We start from the raw sequence: 17771 nt of genomic DNA, 5'->3' as shown, positions 1-17771 counted from the left end.
TGTAATCGAAGAGCTGATCAGTTAGCTCTTAGTTTAATACGCTGCACGATCAGTTCGCCTAATTGTCTTCCTGCCTTTAATCCTGCATCGTTATCGAAACGGTAGTGAATACCTCCATATAACCTCGACATAGCTGCCTCTTCTGCTGCGGCACGAAATGATTTGATCTGGCGGTTGGCAATTCCGAACTCCAGTAATGAAGTATCAGTAAATGAAAGCTGATCGCCAAACCACGAAGTCATTGTTTCTGCAGCAGCTGCAGAATTTGTTGCATGTCCGCTTACATAAGAAGGAAAAGGTGGTGTTTGAATATAAGGGCGCCATTCCTGGCCAATGTATTTATTGATGGCCGTTTCAGGACGTACAAAATTGCTTTTGTATTTTTCTTCCCATCCACGAATAAATGCATCGAAAAATGCAATAGAAGTTATTGCGTATGCACCAACAGTTGAATTAAAATCGGCCTTTGCTTCTTTTGCAGCTATGCCCACAATATTCAACCAATGCCCGGGAGGCGAAAACTTCTTGGTAGCAAACATTACATGCCCGCTTACATTCATTTTAAACGGATTGTCGTCCCAGAAATCTGCAATATGTTTTTGCTCTTCCGTTAAACTGTCACCAATGTTTTTTACCTCCATCATTGCCTTGCAATAGATGCTGTTTTTGTTTTTGACATCAAATACCGGCGGACGTGGAATTTCAAACTGTGAACAACTGTCGAGCACCATCGGACGAATTTTGCACCAATGCGGCTCAACCGCAGTGGCATACATAGGTGGTGTAGGTAGCCAACGGCCATCTTCCTCACGAACGGTAAATTTTTCAGCACCACGTGTGGCAGCATAATTATCGCCTTTGCTCCACTTAAGTATGGTAGCCACGATTGTATCAGAAAAAGCAATAGTATTCTCCAACATATCGGAAGGCATCCCGGCTGAATCAGCCTTTTCCTTCAAATCATTGTAATACTCCATCATACTTCCTTCAGGAAATGTAACAGCGTTACCAACTTTTGTAAAGGCGAGTAAAGCAGCTAAAGAAAAATCAATAGGCGCCTTGCTTGTATCGGGCTTTGGCATTGGGGGCATATGTTTAATTTGTCCGCTAATGCTTCTGTAATTTTTATCACCGGCTGCAACACATTCATACGCTGCAATATTTGCATATACGTAATTACGTGCCGCAATCATTGGTGGAAAATTATTTTCCAATACAACATTGTTGAGCTTCTTTACCGTTTTACTGTATAACAAAGGATCATTGGTAAACGCCTTATAATTTCCCTTGGGTTTGCACGCAATCATAAATACTGCAACGACTGCTGCGAATACAACATGTTTCATTTCTGAATTACAATTTTTTAAGTAGTGGTTTTTTTTCGCTATGCAACTGCATTGGCGATGCTTCGTGCCCGACCTTGTCATTCAGGCAGGCGTTCAAAGAGGAATACGTTTGAGCTTTGTTACTCATTTCTTAATAAGCTTGCAAGTGCCGCAGTACACGACCCTCACCGTGTTTGCAACAGTAGCCGACTTATCGATCATGATGTATGAAGAAACAAAATGAGTAACAAAGCAATTAAGCTGTTACTTCCGGAGGTTGTTCTGCTTGGGGAATAAATGCAGAAAGTGGAGTTGCTGAGAAGGTTTGGTTAAATGGTTGTTTCAGTTTATCCAATGCATTCAGCGACCAATTGTTTAACTGTTCGCAATAATCAAATGAAAAAGTTTTGTAAGAAGGTGCAGGTTGCTTACCCGATTTTTGTTCCTGCTGGCTTTGCAAATCATTCACGAGTTTGAAAAAGTTCTCTCTTGCATTTACCAAACGGGCTTTGCCTTCGTCGGGAATACATTTGTAGATCATTTCTCCGCCTTCGAGTTTGCGTTCTACATATTTGTAGTGCATACCATTGATTGTGATCTCACCACTTACACGTTCAAATTCTTTCCAATCGGTTTGATAGGGAAGACTTACTGGTGCACGCACTTCAATTAATGCACTTGCATCGTATTCTTTGTTATCGATCTTTTGTTCAAAATGAGTATCGGCTTTTTGTTGCACCAGGCCCATTACAATACGGTAACCAAACCAGTTAAACAGGAGTATACTAAGAAAAAATATGGAAGCAATTATACGCAACAGCAATTCGTTTGGCAGCTTTAAAGATAAAGCAAATCTCTTACCTGTAGCGCATTTAACGACGGAACAATTTTTAAAATATTATCATAGTCACCGAAATCGTTTGCAGAATAATGCCCGGTAATGGCAATGGCTTTCATACCAGCTTTCTTCGCCGCTTCTACCCCTTTAGGTGCATCTTCAAATACAATGCAATGTTGTGGCGGGCTATTTAATGCTTCGGCTAATTTCAGCCATGTTTCGGGATGAGGCTTGCTGAGCTCAACATCATCAGCACCTACGATCGCATTGAAGTAGTCATGCAACTGTAACTGATCCAATGCGAAATCGATGTTGGCCTGGTTGCTGGCAGTACCAATGCCCATAGGTATGTTTTGCTTTTGTGCTTCTTGCAAAAATTCTCTTGCACCTTCCAGCACCGTTATTTGTTTTCCGTAAAGCTGGCGATAACGTTCTTCCTTTGCATCCACAATTTCTTTTGCTTCCTCTTCAGTAAATATTCGTCCAGGAACTAATCGGTTCATGAGCTCAGCACCATTGCCATACAATTCATTCATTAATGCATCGCCTTGCAAAGGACTGCCCATTTCAGTCACCACCATTTGCCATGTTTTGAAATGCCAGGGCATGGTATCAATTAATGTTCCATCAAGATCGAACAGAAAGGTTTTGTTCATGCTGCAAAAATAAAGCTGTTGTTTCTGGCTATTGTCAACTAACTGCTATGTTTAATACAGCTCTATGAAAAAACATCTCGATCACCTCTTATTAACAAACGTTTTCTTCTGTACACCCACACCAGTAATCGTTACACTCTTCCAATTAGCAGGTAATATTGTTTTAAGTTGTGTGATACCTGTTGCTGTAATTTCCAAACCGCCAAAGCCCATCAATACACTTTGTAAAATGCCACCTGCACCTGTTGCAAAGTAAGGGTTGGTTCCTCCTTTTGTTTCTGCAATTACACGGAACGGGGGATTGAGGTTAGGAATATATGCATCCTTAAACCAATGATACGCTTTTGTTGCATCACCTAAGCGTGCATACAAGGTAGTGAACACAGCCTGTGTCATTGCAGGTGTTCCTTCGTTGGGAACACGTTGTTCGTAATATTCTAAATCTTTGTGAATGGCAGTGGCTTCTTTTACTTCTTTCAACGGATAGGCCAACAAGTTCACATCAGCTTGTTTAATACCTTCACCATTGTAGGTTGCATGTTCTTTTGTAACGCCATCAGGAAATTTCAATACCGGAATATTATTCGCCACATTCATCCAATCGGCATTGGGTGTAACACCTAACAATTTTGCGGCTTCTGTTGCAAACTGTAAGTTGGCTTTTGCTGCCGCATTGGTGAATGCATTGTTATCTACATTCTCGGCCCACTCATCGGCAGCAACAACGTTCTTAATATCGTATTTACCGGGACCGTTTCTTTCAACTCTGCTTGCCCAGAAATCGGCTGTTGCGCTTAAGATGGGATAACCTTTTTCTTTCAGCCAGCCTTTATCCTGTGTTACACAATAATAATTCCATGCGGCAATGGCTACGCATGCAGTGATGTGATGTTCGAACGGACCACTCAATGCCCACACCGGTGTTTCTTCAACTCCTGTTTCAGCACTTTCCCAAGGGAACATCGCTCCTTTAAATCCTTTGCTGAAAGCGTTGCGCTTTGCAGCATCTAATCGTTGATAACGATACTCCACCATGCTCTTCGCCAACTCAGGTTTCAACACAAGCAATGCCGGATACATCCACAGCTCCGTATCCCAAAACACATGACCGTTATAACCCAATCCACTCAATCCCATTGGTGATGGTGATAATGCAGTGCCTTCTCTTGTAAACGAATACAAATGATAAAGCATACTGTTGATATCTTGCTGATCCTGCGCTGCCGTTGCATCGCCGTCAATAATAATTCTGCTGCTCCACAAGTCATCCCATGCTTTGTTATGAAACTGCAGCAAACGTTCTCTGCCTTCCAGCTTGGCATAAATAGTTAAACGTTCAGCTTCATTCAACGGATCATCGTGATGCGCAGAAGTGATGGATGAACCAGCGATAGAGTAACGATAGGTTTCACCTGTTTTGAGTTGCTTACTAAATTTGAGCAGATGCATATTGTTATCCCACATTTCGTGGATCACTCTTGGTTCACTACCATGATGTTCAGAAAATAAAAATGTATTACTGGCACACATCAACAATTTACCGGTAGGGCTTTTTGCTGATGATGTGAGCAAGCTCATGGTTACATGCGGACGATCAATTTCATTGTAATAATTCTGTACATCTTTTAATGCATCAGGTGCTTCCATTACACTGGCACCGGTGATATTGATATTTTTTTTCGGTGTAATGGTAATATCCATCAACACTGTAAAAGGCAAGTGACGAAGTGAGTAGTACGTGTATGTAACAGTTGCTTTATCTGCATAATCGAATGAAGTAGTAAATGCTGCATGCTGCATATCCAGCTCCTGCTTCATGTTCGAAGCTGATTTTGCATCGATGCGTTTGCCATCTATTTCGAGGTAACTGTTGAGCAGATTAAAACTCTTTAAGAAATTACTTACACGGCCACGGCCATACAAATCGTAAGCACCGGCAAGCACCACATCTTTTACCTTGAATGGCTCCGGCGATGATACGACTCCAATCATGCCGTTTGCTACAGTAATACCGTAGTAGTTGGACGGATCGAAATTGGTAGCAGCAATTTTCCAGGGATCAATTGTTTGTGCTTTTGTTGAAGCAGTAACAAAGAGCAAGATGAAGAACAGCAATTGTTTCATGGCAACCGTTTTTAGTAATTCGTACAGGAAAGATAACCAGTAAACCACAAAGAAATTGGCTTGAATTTACAAATGCAATCTGCAAACGTTTGCTATGGATTATTTCTTTCAAATCAAAAACAAAGCTTCATTTCTACAGCACAATTTCGCTTAAATTGCAGATGGTTCAAACGATTTACTTAATGAAAAGATTGCTGCTGCTTGTTGTTGTATTGATCATTGTTTCTGGCGTTGTTCTGTATTTACGTATTCCTCAAAAAGAAACATACAGTTACCGAATTGCATTCAAGTGTACGAATAATTCAGCTATTCGTCTTTTGCACGACAGTACACAATGGAAAAACTGGTGGGCTGGTACGCAACAAAGCAGCACGGTGTATAGTTTCAATAACCGCAGTTATCGTTTTCAAAACATGACACTTCCTGGTGTTGAAACAATTACATCAGTTGGTAACGACTCTGTAAATGCTTTCTTCCAGGTGTTTCCTTACAATATTGATTCGGCTCATTTTGAATGGAGTTATGTATTTGCATACAGCAGCAACCCTGTTACAAAAATTAAACAATACCTGCAGCTGCGTTCATTGAAAAAAGATTTCAAACAGTTTCTTGCAGCAGCAAAACCATTTTTTGAAAATGAGAAGAATACGTATGGTATGGAGATTGAAACACAACGGGTGAAAGACTCCACGCTCATTTCGTTGAAGAAAACATTTGACCATTACCCTACAACAGAAGATGTATATAGCCTTATTACGGATGTAAAAAAATACATTCAAACAAAAGGTGGTGAAGAAAGCAATGCACCGATGCTGAATATTTTTTCTGTTGCAGATAACCGGTACGATGTGATGGTGGGTATTCCTACAAAAACAGATGTGGAAGAGCAGGAGCCGTTCAAACGCAAAAAAATGATTCTTGGTTATATTTTGGTGGGCGATGTTAAAGGCGGCATGGCTACTGTTGCCGCAGCAGAAAAGCGTATGGCCGATTATGCCTTCGATCATCAGAAAACTGCACCAGCAATTCCGTTTCAATCGCTCATTACAGATCGATTGCAGGAAAAAGATACCAGTAAGTGGATCACCCGCATTTATTATCCTGTACTGTATTAACTTTATTTGAAGCGGATGATTTGCACAGCATCGTTATTCTTTGCAAGAATATAAGCCTGTCTACTATTGATGGTTATTGATTTGATGTTCCGGACCTGTCCGTTAATGGTTAAGCCATTGAGCGGCGCATACACAAATTGTCCGGAACCTTTGTTGATGAGCAACGAACCAAAGTCTGCATCCTGCCTTCCGATCTCCACATTATTATCGTAATAATTACCGAGCAGTAATATATCGGGCAAGCTGTCATTGTTTGCCTGTACAACCATTGCTGTTCGATAAGTAGTTAATTGTGCTTCGTAAGGCAAAGCTGTAACAGCAAAATTTTTATCCCCCTTATTCAGCAATAACGCATTGCTTAAATAATCAACTGAATACTTCTGTGCTTTCTTCAACTTATCAGCACCAAATAAATCATTGAGCGATGCTTTGGCAAAATCTTCTGCGTACAAAAACTTCTTCTTCAACAGCGGTAATTGTTTTTCCAGCTCCTGTTTGGTAGCAAATGGAATTTCTTTATGACCGAGATAATACGTAAGCACCTGTTCGTTTCTTCCGTTGGCATCAAAATCGTTGATGTATAACGAGAGCGGTTCTTCTGCTGATGCTTTCAAACGGCTGTTTAATCCAAAGTTGCCTGCAATAAAATCGAGCTCCTCATTTCCATCTGCATCAAATGGCAGCACAAACGTCCACCAACCTTTTTTTGCAGTAATGGTTTGCTTGGTAAATGTTTTGTTGTTAAATATAAATGCATCTATACCTCCCCACTCGTAGGAAAGCAACAAATCCTTTTTCCCATCTGCATTTACATCTGTCCACTGCGCATCCGTTACCAAACCGGGTTGTCCCAATTCTTTTGCATACGTAGTTGTAACATCTGTAAATGTTCCGTTACCATTATTTTTTAACAGGTAAGAGCGAGGCTTAATACCAAAGTTCCATGGCTCTGTTCTGCCGGGAAGGAAAATATCTGCAAACCCATCGCCTGTAAAATCGTACACTGCCATTTTACTTTGCGTAACAACAATATTGCTGAATGCATCTGCTTTCTTTGTAAAGTTTCCTTTCCCATCGTTGAGATACAACAACGGTAACAGGTGTGCATCTTCTCCATAGTATTCGTTGCCACCTGCAGCAATTAGCAGATCAACATGTGTATCGTTGTTTATATCTGCAAATACAGCATCGGCATTCTCCGTCATACTATCGAGCCACATAGCAGGCTGTGGTTTGTAACTAAACGTACCTGCTGCAGTTTGCACATATATTGCATTGCGGTAACCTTTGGATGAACCGATGAACACATCTTCCAACCCATCGTGGTTAATATCGCCTACTGCCAATGCCGGACCCTCAGTTGAATTCATGTGCGGCAGCAAGGGTTCTCTTGCAAACTCATTGAATACATTTTCAATATGGCGATGATCAAGCTTTGTTGCTGCAGTAATATCTTCCAACGCATGCACTGTTGGCGGATGAAAGCTGCTGATCTTCTTGTAATCAAACAAAGGCAATCCTTTTGCGTATACAAATTCCTGTTTGCCGGGTTTGATGTTGATGGATTGATACGAACGATCTGGCCAGATAAGAAAAGCTGAATCAATTGTTGCTGCATCCAGACCTATATGCATTGGCTCCAACATGCTCGATAAAAATCCATGCACCGGGTTGTATTCATACGTACGTATTTCGTTGCCTGCAAACAACACAACTGTTGAACCAATCGCATTCGGATTTTGTGCAGCACCCTTGAGTGTTATTGATGCTGATGGTTTTACAACTGTTGAATTTGTTTTGTTTTCGTACAACAGCACCGGATCGTTGATGTTGTTAACGATGAGATCCTGGTCGCCATCATTATCCAGATCGGCATACACCGAGCCGTTGGAGAAAGTCGGCAAATTGTTTTCGATGCTATCTGTTACATCATCGAACTGCAGGTTACCCTTGTTGCGAAAGAAACGGTTGGGGATTTTTATTTCAGGAAACTTGTTCACCAGCACCATGTCTTTATCTTCAACAGTTCCGCTGCGCATTTTTTGTTGCAGCTCTTCGTTCGATACAAAGTTGATGTAATCGATATCGTTCATCCGTTTGGGAATGCCGTTCGAAACAAACAGATCTTTACGACCGTTGTTATCAAAATCCATCCACAAGGCAGCCCAGCTCCAGTCGGTTGCATTCACACCTGCATATTGTCCAACTTCACTAAACAAACCATTGCCTCTGTTCCACTGCAGGTTGTTGCGTGCATATTGATAGTTGTATCCGTAGTTGATCTTGTTTTGAAAAATGTTGTAATCATCTTCTGCCAGCGAACGCCGGATCATGTACGGATCGTACGGTAACATATCCATCGAAATAATTTCCGGAAAACCATCGTTGGTAACATCGGCTGCATCTACACCCATGCTGAACTGGCTGGTGTGCATCAATCGTTTTGTGGTTTCTTCACTAAACGTTCCGTTCTTTTGATTGATGTAGAGATAATCGTTCTCATGAAAATCGTTGCCCACATAAATATCGGGCCAGCCATCAACATTTATATCGCTCACCACCACACCTAAGCCATAACCGATTTTTGTTCCGTTGATGCCTGTTGTTGCTGTTACATTCGTAAAGACAGCCTGTTGTTTTTGACCGGGTTTTGTAATTAAGTCGTTTCTGTATAAGCGCTGACCAGCTAATGAATCATATGTATTGAGAAAGTTTTTACGTGGTGCATAGTTGCCATCGTGGTTCACTGAATGATTCAACAGGAACAGATCAAGATCTTCATCCCCATCATAATCAAAAAATACAGCCTGTGTACTAAAGCCTGAGAAATCTAAACCATACGCTTCTGCTCCATCAACAAAAACGGGAACACCATCTTTGTTGATCTCTTTACAAACAAGCAACTGATTTTTTCCTTTCAGCACTTTGTAATTACCAACTCTGCAGATGTAGATATCAAGCAGTCCATCGTTGTTAATATCAACAACAGAAACTCCTGTACTCCAACTACCATCCTGTGGAATATTTGCAGCGGCAGTAACATCGGTAAACTGCAGCGAACCTTTATTTAAAAATAATTTGTTCTCGCCTTGGTTGGCAGCAAAAAACAAATCAACCAATCCATCCTTATTAAAATCGGCGGCACCAACACCCGCACCGTTGTAATAGTACATGTAAGAAAACAAATTAAATTCCGGCGTTGGTTTTAATTGATTCGTAAAATTCAATCCCGTTGCTGTACTTGTATGCACTTCAAACAAAGGATTTTCAATTTGCTTTTTTGTTTTACAGGCATTCGTTAATAACAACATTGCAAAAAGCAAAGCAGTAAAGGAGTAGGGTATGCGTCCGTTCTTCTGCGTCATTCGTTTATTGCTTACTTTGAGTTGAGTTTATACAGTACAGGTGTTGCATTGTTTTCAAGGAAAAGAAGATAATCGCTGCTGTTTCTGTTCCAATGCACAATATCTCTTGTTTGTCCGTACAGGTTTAAGCCTGTTTGTACTGCCGGCACAATGTTGAAGTTCCCTTTCTTATCGTTGAGTAGTATTTCACCATAGCTTGCATCGAGCCTGCAAAACTGCGGCAACAGGTTAAAGAAATTACCTGCAGTTACCAAATCGTCGTAACCATCTTTGTTTACATCGATCAGCTGTATCGCATTAATGCTTGAAAGTTGTACCTGCCAGGGCAATGCTTTCACAGTAAAGTTTCCTTTGCCATCGTTGTATGCAATACAGGACGATGCATAGTTCACTTCTTTCTGTTCTGCGTTTTTCAATCCATCGCCAAACAAATCCTGTATGGTTTTCTTTGCAAAATCCTGGTGCTTCAAATTCAGTTTCTTTAAAGATGGAACCTGGTCGGTTATTTCACGCTTCATAAACACCGGCACATCGGTAGCATTGTACGTGCGTGTAATCATTTTATCAACAATGTCGTTTGCATCAAAATCTTTCATCCAGATCTTCACTGGTTTTTCTGCTCCTGCCTGCAGATAAAAGTTTTCGCCAAGGTTACCTAAAATCAAATCAACGTCACCATCCTTATCTACATCAGCCGCTTTCATTGTTTGCCACCAGCCTTTGTAGTTTTCCATGCCGGTTTTTTGTTCGGCAAATTGTTTACCGTTGAATGCATATACTTTCACATTCATCCATTCGCCAGTTATCACCAGTTCATTCTTTTTATCGTTGTTGATGTCAATTGCTGCAGCAGCAGTAATCATTCCTGCTTTTAAAAATACAGGAGCAATAGTTGCTGTTACATCACTGAAGTTTCCTGAACCATCGTTGTGCAGCAAATAACTTTCAGGTGTTGCACCGTAACTCTGTGGCACGTTTCTGCTGCCAACAAACAGATCCATAAATCCATCCGCATCATAATCAAACGCAACTACTGCTCCGCAGTTGGTATTGAACATGGGAATAGCTCCACGCTTCAAACTGAAATTACCTTTACTATCGTTGATGAATAACTGGTTCTGATAACCACCAACTGCTGCTGCAGAAAAGTTTCCCCCACCCCCGGTAAACAAATCCATATCACCATCTTTATCACAGTCGAAAAACAGTGCTGTTGTTACATCGTTAAACGCATAGGTTGTAAAGTCGGATACATCCGCTAAACGAAAACCATTTGCTGTTTGCAGGTACAATGCACCGGCTTGTCCTTTTGCGCCACCAATATACACATCGATTAATCCATCGTTGTTTACATCGGCAGTTGCTGCTTTCGGTCCTTGTGTTGACAACATGAATGGAATATTGCGTTCATAAAAAAAATCCACATGTTCATCTTCTTTATGCGCTGCAAACAAACTGTCTTGCTTTTCAAAATATAAATCGATTGGAGGATAAGCAGACCAAACATTTTTATTTACACTGTTTTCATTGTATTGAATTGAATGCAGTTGATTGATTGCCGGATTTACAACGGTTGTAAAAGATTGATTGGGCCAGATGATGCGCATTGAATCAACACTTTCTTTACCAACGCCGATAGTTTGTTTGTATTCAATAGATGATTCAAATCCTCTCGCAGGAACAAGTTCCCGTGTAAGTACCTGGTTTTTTTGATACAGTTTTATTACACTGCCAATACCAAATACATTCTGTACTTCGTACTTCAGCTGTACACTAATGTAATTGTTTTGATTCTGCTCTCTGCTGTTGTTTTTATAAATCAGCGCCGGCTGGTTGACATTGCTGATAACAAGATCGAGATCACCATCATTATCCAGATCAGCGTAGGCAGCCCCGTTCGAAAATGTTTTCTTCGTAAAACCCCAATCTTCGCCTGCATCTGCAAACTTTAAATTACCGGTATTACGGTATGCTTTGTTAGGAATAGGATTGGAAGGCATACGGTTGATGATGGTACCCACTTCTTCTTTCTTACCCGTCTTCACCATTTGCTGTGCTACTTCGTTGGCAAAAAAGTCGATGAAGTCCTGATCAGTTACATCGTAGTAAATACCATTGCACACATAAATATCTGTTTTGCCATCATTGTCTGCATCAAACATCAGTGCGCCCCAGCTCCAGTCACTATCTGCAACACCACTGAAGAATGCTGTTTCAAAAAACTTTCCTTGTTTGTTATTTACCTGTAATGCATTTTGTGTGTACTGGTAATAAAAGCCCTGCTTCACTTTTAAATTAAACACATCATAACTTTCAAACGATGAGTTTGCACGCAAACGATAATCATCGCCTGGCAACATATCAGTTGTAAAAATATCAGGACTGCCATCGTTGTTAATGTCCTGCATATCTGCACCCATCGATGAAAGACTGGTGTGCTGTATGCGTTCTTCCAGCTCATCTTTAAACTTACCGTTGCGTTGGTTGATGTAGAGATAATCACGCTCAAAAAAATCGTTCGACACATATACATCAGGATAACCATCTTCGTTAACATCACCAACCGTAACACCAAGTCCTAATGAAATTAAACTGCCATGTATACCTACTTCTTTCGTTACTTCTTTAAACTTACCATTATCGTTTCGATAGAAATGGTCACCACCGGGTTTCAAAAAATCGGCCACTTGCCATTGGTTGGCTGGCAGATCACGCAGACTGGGATAGTTGAGTGTGTTGACTGGAATTGGGCTGTTGTTAATAATGAAGCAATCGAGATCGCCATCGAGATCATAATCAAAAAACGAAGCGTGTGTACTGTAGCCATCATTATCTAAACCATATTCTGCAGCTTTTTCGGTAAACGTTAAGTTGCGGTTGTTGATGAAAAGTTGGTTACGCCGTAACGAAGAGTCGAACATGTTACCTGCATTGCACAAGTAAATATCCAGCCATCCATCTGCATTAATATCAACTAATACAACACCTGTGCTCCATTGTTTTTTTTCTTTGAAGCCTGCTTTCGCAGAAACATCTTCGAATTGAAGATTGCCTTTATTAAGAAATAGTTTATTGCTGCCCTGATTCGAAACAAAAAACACTTCAGGCAATCCATCGTTATTTAAATCACCTGTGGCAACACCTGCACCGTTGTAAAAATTTCGATAGGTGAAAATGTTGAAGTCTTTATCGTTTGTAAGATTGTTTTCGAATATAATACCGCTATTGGTTATTTCGGTAAATAGTGTGGCTTTGTTCTGTTGTTTGCAACCAAACAAAAAAAGCATTGACAATAAGGAAATAACATTCTTTTTTAAGATCATGGTTACCGGCATACAATATTGCTACAAGTTAAAACTGTTTAGGTAGTTAAAAAAAGAGGCCGCCAAAATTAGCGACCTCATTCCCTATTGATTATGATAAAAACTAATAACCTGGGTTTTGTTTCAAATTAGGATTTGAAGAAAGTGCAATAGAAGGAATCGGGAAAATAACACGAGTTGGATCTGATTCCTGTGCACGCTCCTGAACTGGCTTATTAAATATGCCAAAACGAATCATATCGTTTCTTCTCCAACCTTCGAGATATAATTCACGACTGCGTTCAGCCAATAATGATGTAAGAGTAACAGAAGCAAGATTGGTTGCACCACGTTTGCTCCTGATATCATTTACAATTGACAATGGCGTTTGAGCATCTGTACCACCTCTTAAAATAGCCTCTGCTTTCATTAAGCGAACATCAGATAAACGAAGAAATACAAAGTCGTTTGTACTTGCCCAACCACCATCATTAATTGTAGCAGGATTAAGCGGAAACTTATTTGTACGAATACCACTTGCCTCGCCATTAAAGAAAATACTTACGTTTCTTGTAAACACCAATGGATTACCACTACGATCTTTCAAATCAACCAATGGATTACCAATGCGCTGGCCTTGCGGACCTCTTGCCTGGCCAACATTCAAACCAGCTTTTGTACCCACCTGATCAGAAAATCCTGCAAGTGTTGTGCTGCGACGTACATCGCTATCTTCAAAGCTGTCATAGAAATCGGAAAGCGTTGCAAAACCATTCCAACCCGATGGTGCCTGGTTATAGTGACCACCCATACAAGTTGCCCATACGACGTTAATACCATCTGTATTTCTTCTTACAAAGATGTTTTCAGAAGATGAGGTGTTATTGGTCCACACAAAGTTGTCCCAATAGTTCGTTTCAACAGCAAGGTTTGCATTTGCAGCAATGTTGTTACAATACTGAATCACTTTATTCATATCTGCAGCAGCAAATGTATAGGGACCAGCTGGAGCAGTTGGATCGGCCTTATATACTGCTTTGTTGAGATACAGTTTTGCTAACAATGCCCAAGCTGCTTCTTTTGTTGCAAGATGCCTGTTTGTTCCTGTAAACGCAGGTAATGCTGCAACGGCTGATTCGAGTTCAAGAATGATCGTATCAATGGCTTGTGCACGTGGTACCACATTAGGAATGCTGCTCGCTGCTGCAGTTGCAGGACGGGTTTGCATTTGCCCATATGCATCAATCATTAAGAAACGGAAATAAGAACGGAGAAACTTACCTTCTGCCTGCGCCTGTCCTGTTAACAGTTCGGCCGCCAGAGTAGATTGAAACAACGCTCCATTTAAACCATTCCATACATTGTTAATCTGGTTATGATCCGGGCCCCATGTGTGTAAATGAAGACGACGCCATGTTCCAAAATCATCCCAGTCAGTACCACGGGTTGGACCAAGAATTTCATCAGTACTATGTTCGTTCATTGCAAACCAGTTTTCCTGGCTTACCAATTGGTTTAATTGTCCGTAAACCGATGAAATGGTAGGAGCAGCAGGAGCGCCATCACCTTTCACTTCACCAATCGTTTCCTGGCCACCCAGTTCCGGCTCCAGCTTTGTACAAGAAGATGTAAACAAAGCAAAAGCAGCAGCAACACCGGCAACATATCTTTTAATACTTGTTTTCATTATAATCATTTTAGTGAGTTAATATTAGAATCCGAGGTTTACACCAACTGTTACAATTCGTGGTCTTGGATAATTTGTATAATCGAATCCACGTGATGGAACACCGCTGATACTTTTATCTACGTTCACCTCAGGATCTATACCCGAATACTTGGTAAACAACGCAAGATTTTGACCTGAAACATAAACTGACAATGTTTTAACTAAGCTCTTCTTTTGAATATCGAACATGTAACTGAGGTTCACGTTTGATAATCGGATGAAGTCACCTTTTTCAAGGAAGCGAGTTGAAACGCTGCCCGGATTAAATGGATTTTCGGGACTTGTACCTGCTACATAAGTTACGTTACGTCCGTTACGTAAACTTCCTTTCAGGAATAATGCATTGTTAGTGTTGTTGTAAACATGAAAGCCTGTTACTGCATTCATAAACACGCTCAAGCTCCAGTTACCTAATGAGAAGTTGTTGGTTAAACCCGCAAAAAAGTTTGGTATTGCAGTTCCCACCAATTGGTTTTGCGCACCATTTTCATAGCGGGCATTACCGTTACCATCAAATCCACGGAATACCGGCATTGACCATGTAAACAATGGCTGTCCACTTGTAAACACCTGTGCATACGCTCCTGTTAAACCTTGGCCGCTTACGCCACCCGTAATAACAGGTACCGGCATGTCACGGAGTTCATTCTTAACGAATGTCATATTATAATTGATGTCCCAGCTGAATTTAACTCCTTTAATAGCTTTGTAACCAAGGCTCACTTCCCAACCTTTATTTACCACATACCCATCAAGGTTAATGAACCAGTTTGATGTTGGCGCAAAGCCACCCGGGGTTGGTGCATTAAACAGAATGTTTGTACGCTTAGTATAGAAATAATCAACTGTAATATTCAGGCGATTGTTAGCAGTTGTAAGATCAATACCAGCACCGGTTGTTGCCGCTTCTTCCCATTTAAGATCAGGGTTGCCTGTTTGCACCAATGTATTTTGATCGGCACCGTTTGCATCTTTATAATTAAACTGGCGGTTAACAGCACCATATGATGGCAAACCATCCTGGCTACCAAGCACACCGTAGTTAGCTCTTAAACTAAATTCAGAAAACCATGTATTGATAAAGCTGTTTTTAACGAAGTCTTCATTGATCAGTTTCCATTTTGCCGCAAAGGCAGGGAATACGCCATAGCGGTTGTTTGCGCCAAACTTTGAAGAACCGTCCGCACGAACAGTTGCAGTAAGGAAATAACGGTCATTAAATGAATAGTTCACACGACCAAAGTATGATTGTAATTCATTCTTGTCATACCCTGGATATAAATCAGCATAAGTCGTGAAATTATTAAAGTCTTTAATAAAGACATCAGTTGGAGCAGTAACCGGTTTGCTTAATCCCCAGCCAATACGCTGATTATATTCTGTGATAAAATTTTGGTAAGAGAACCCTGCTACGATATTGAAATTGCTTTTACCGAAATCTTTATCATAGGTGAGGTAATGCTCAACAAGTGTAGAACGCAGGTCAAGATTTTGTTTTGTTGTACGTCCGTTATTTTGAATGGGATTGTTGTGTGTTTTAACACTAATACCATTAGGAGTGGAAAGTGATGTTTGTCCACCGTAAGCATTCGAACTCAGGCGTGGATCAGCAAATGCTATACGTTCGCTCTTCATATTATCAAGACCTAACACAACTTTATAAGAAAGTCCGTTAGTGATATTCCATGTACCGGAAATACTATTCAGGAAACGTGTTACCCGATCATTATCATCGAAGTAAGCCAACATTTGCGATGGGTTACGTTGATCTCCTGGTTGATAAAAAGAACCATCAGCATTGTAAATTGGATAAGTAGGGCTGAACTGTAATGCAGCGCCAAGCAAACTACCTTGGTAACCTGCATTATTACTTAATGGGGGATACTGATTTTTTGTGCTCGAGAAAGTAGAAGCGATATCAAACTTCAATTTATCCTTCAGGAACTTTTGAGAAATATTTGCACGGGCAGTTAAACGCTTTAATGAGCTGTTTCTTATAATACCCTGTTGGTCGTCGTATGAACCGCTTAATCGCACATTGGTCGATCTTAAATTAATTCCCCATCCAAGATTATAGTTTTGAGAAACGCCGGTACGAAATATTTGATCCTGCCAGTCAGTATTTCCTCCTTTATCCAGCAGGGCAACAGCTGCGCCGGCTGCAGTAGGATCGGCACCACCGTCAATGTTTGCTTTTTTTGCTGCAAGCAGGAAATCCTGCGGACTCATAAGATCATAGCGTTTTGCAGTATTAGCAATACTGGTTGATGCGCTTAAAGTTATTTGTCCTTTTTTGCCTCCTTTACCGCTTTTAGTAGTAATTAATACAACACCGTTTGCACCTCTTGAACCGTAGATGGCTGCAGCCGATGCATCTTTTAATACAGTAATGCTTTCAATGTCGTTAGGATTTAAAAACATTAACGGGTTACGTGGGGTTGAGCTACCTTCCACGCCGCTGGCACTTCCTAAAGTACCTCCACTTGCGATAGGCACACCATCTACTACATACAGTGGTTCCTGGTTACCACGAATTGATGCAGTACCTCGGATGTTAATAGTTGCGGCCGATCCTGGTTCGCCACTTGCAGGTGTAACTAAAACACCAGGTGTACGACCCTGAAGTAATTGATCAGGCGTTGCGATTTGTCCTTTGTTGAAATCCTTTGTGGTGATGTTGGCAACGGATCCCGTAAGGTCTTTTACTTTGCGGGTTCCATAACCAATTACAACCACTTCATTAAGGGCTGCGTTCTGTGTTTCAAGTGAAACCGAAATTTCGCCATCTGTAATGCCTACTTCCCGGGTTGTAAAACCTACAGAAGAAATAACCAATGTTTTGGCTGTGGCGGGAACACTGGTTAAACGAAAAGCTCCGTCGGAACCGGTGGTGGTGGAAACGTTTGTACCTTTTACAAGTACGGTAGCAGAGGGAACCGCTTCACCTTTTGAGTCTGTTACCTTACCAGTGATGGTTTTGGTTTGTGCTGAGGCAAAGGCCACCAATACAAACAGACTGAGCATGGTGAGAACGCCCCTTGCAAGTTTCGTCAAGATCATAATCAGTAGTTTTTAAATTGTTGAGGGTTATAGACCACAGCAGTCTATGCAGGAAATACCTGTGGGGAAGGTTCAGTTTTTGAGATGAAAGACTTAGTCCTGAACCATACTTATGGCAAACATGCAATCGGAAGGCTGTTAATCTTCTGTGAATTTAAACGAAGTTTTTGCTAAATCGTTCGAACAAAACGGCTTAAGTTTATGTAATAAATGATGCAATCGTTTGCGAAAATAATTGCGGTGGAAAAATTATCGAC

The 17771-nt window shown here is 40.9% G+C and carries 9 protein-coding genes; 1 reads left to right on the top strand and 8 read right to left on the bottom strand.

The window, feature by feature from the left end; genetic code table 11:
- Positions 1–17: 17 nt before the first annotated feature.
- The 4 genes from ACO1QW_RS20505 to ACO1QW_RS20490 form a co-directional block, all read right to left on the bottom strand.
- Complete coding sequence (locus ACO1QW_RS20505) at positions 18–1346, bottom strand: vanadium-dependent haloperoxidase (protein WP_486261330.1); 1329 nt, start codon at positions 1344–1346, stop codon at positions 18–20.
- Positions 1347–1581: 235 nt separating this feature from the next.
- Positions 1582–2142, bottom strand: coding sequence for a hypothetical protein (locus ACO1QW_RS20500; protein ID WP_486261328.1), 561 nt, complete (start codon positions 2140–2142; stop codon positions 1582–1584).
- A 20-nt stretch (positions 2143–2162) separates the two neighbouring features.
- The gene (locus tag ACO1QW_RS20495) at positions 2163–2819 is read right to left on the bottom strand and encodes an HAD family hydrolase (RefSeq protein WP_486261326.1); all 657 of its coding nucleotides are present in this window, start codon (positions 2817–2819) and stop codon (positions 2163–2165) included.
- 81 nt (positions 2820–2900) lie between these two features.
- Positions 2901–4943 (bottom strand): kojibiose hydrolase, encoded by a 2043-nt coding sequence (locus tag ACO1QW_RS20490; protein WP_486261324.1) that lies wholly within the window; start codon positions 4941–4943, stop codon positions 2901–2903.
- 182 nt (positions 4944–5125) lie between these two features.
- Here ACO1QW_RS20490 and ACO1QW_RS20485 point away from each other — a divergent pair, with 182 nt between their 5' ends.
- Positions 5126–6058 (top strand): GyrI-like domain-containing protein, encoded by a 933-nt coding sequence (locus ACO1QW_RS20485; protein WP_486261322.1) that lies wholly within the window; start codon positions 5126–5128, stop codon positions 6056–6058.
- A 2-nt stretch (positions 6059–6060) separates the two neighbouring features.
- On the opposite strand, the gene ACO1QW_RS20480 is transcribed toward ACO1QW_RS20485, so the two are convergent.
- The 4 genes from ACO1QW_RS20480 to ACO1QW_RS20465 form a co-directional block, all read right to left on the bottom strand.
- The gene (locus ACO1QW_RS20480) at positions 6061–9423 is read right to left on the bottom strand and encodes a VCBS repeat-containing protein (protein WP_486261320.1); all 3363 of its coding nucleotides are present in this window, start codon (positions 9421–9423) and stop codon (positions 6061–6063) included.
- 11 nt (positions 9424–9434) lie between these two features.
- Entirely contained in the window at positions 9435–12758 is a 3324-nt protein-coding gene (locus ACO1QW_RS20475) for a VCBS repeat-containing protein (protein ID WP_486261318.1), read from the bottom strand.
- 91 nt (positions 12759–12849) lie between these two features.
- Positions 12850–14412, bottom strand: a complete 1563-nt coding sequence (locus ACO1QW_RS20470) for a RagB/SusD family nutrient uptake outer membrane protein (protein WP_486261316.1) — start codon at positions 14410–14412, stop codon at positions 12850–12852.
- Positions 14413–14436: 24 nt separating this feature from the next.
- Positions 14437–17514: a SusC/RagA family TonB-linked outer membrane protein gene (locus ACO1QW_RS20465; RefSeq protein WP_486261314.1), complete on the bottom strand. Its 3078-nt coding sequence runs from the start codon at positions 17512–17514 to the stop codon at positions 14437–14439.
- Between the last annotated feature and the right edge of the window lie 257 nt (positions 17515–17771).

The organism is Lacibacter sp. (assembly GCF_057361365.1).
This window is presented reverse-complemented; position numbering and strand designations above follow the sequence as displayed.

What these genes read in the sequence shown, in the direction of transcription:
- ACO1QW_RS20505 (WP_486261330.1), bottom strand. Translation starts at nt 1,346, where the DNA reads ATGAAACATGTTGTATTCGCAGCAGTCGTTGCAGTATTTATGATTGCG.
- ACO1QW_RS20495 (WP_486261326.1), bottom strand. Translation starts at nt 2,819, where the DNA reads ATGAACAAAACCTTTCTGTTCGATCTTGATGGAACATTAATTGATACC.
- ACO1QW_RS20490 (WP_486261324.1), bottom strand. Translation starts at nt 4,943, where the DNA reads ATGAAACAATTGCTGTTCTTCATCTTGCTCTTTGTTACTGCTTCAACA.
- ACO1QW_RS20485 (WP_486261322.1), top strand. Translation starts at nt 5,126, where the DNA reads ATGAAAAGATTGCTGCTGCTTGTTGTTGTATTGATCATTGTTTCTGGC.
- ACO1QW_RS20480 (WP_486261320.1), bottom strand. Translation starts at nt 9,423, where the DNA reads ATGACGCAGAAGAACGGACGCATACCCTACTCCTTTACTGCTTTGCTT.
- ACO1QW_RS20475 (WP_486261318.1), bottom strand. Translation starts at nt 12,758, where the DNA reads ATGCCGGTAACCATGATCTTAAAAAAGAATGTTATTTCCTTATTGTCA.
- ACO1QW_RS20470 (WP_486261316.1), bottom strand. Translation starts at nt 14,412, where the DNA reads ATGAAAACAAGTATTAAAAGATATGTTGCCGGTGTTGCTGCTGCTTTT.
- ACO1QW_RS20465 (WP_486261314.1), bottom strand. Translation starts at nt 17,514, where the DNA reads ATGATCTTGACGAAACTTGCAAGGGGCGTTCTCACCATGCTCAGTCTG.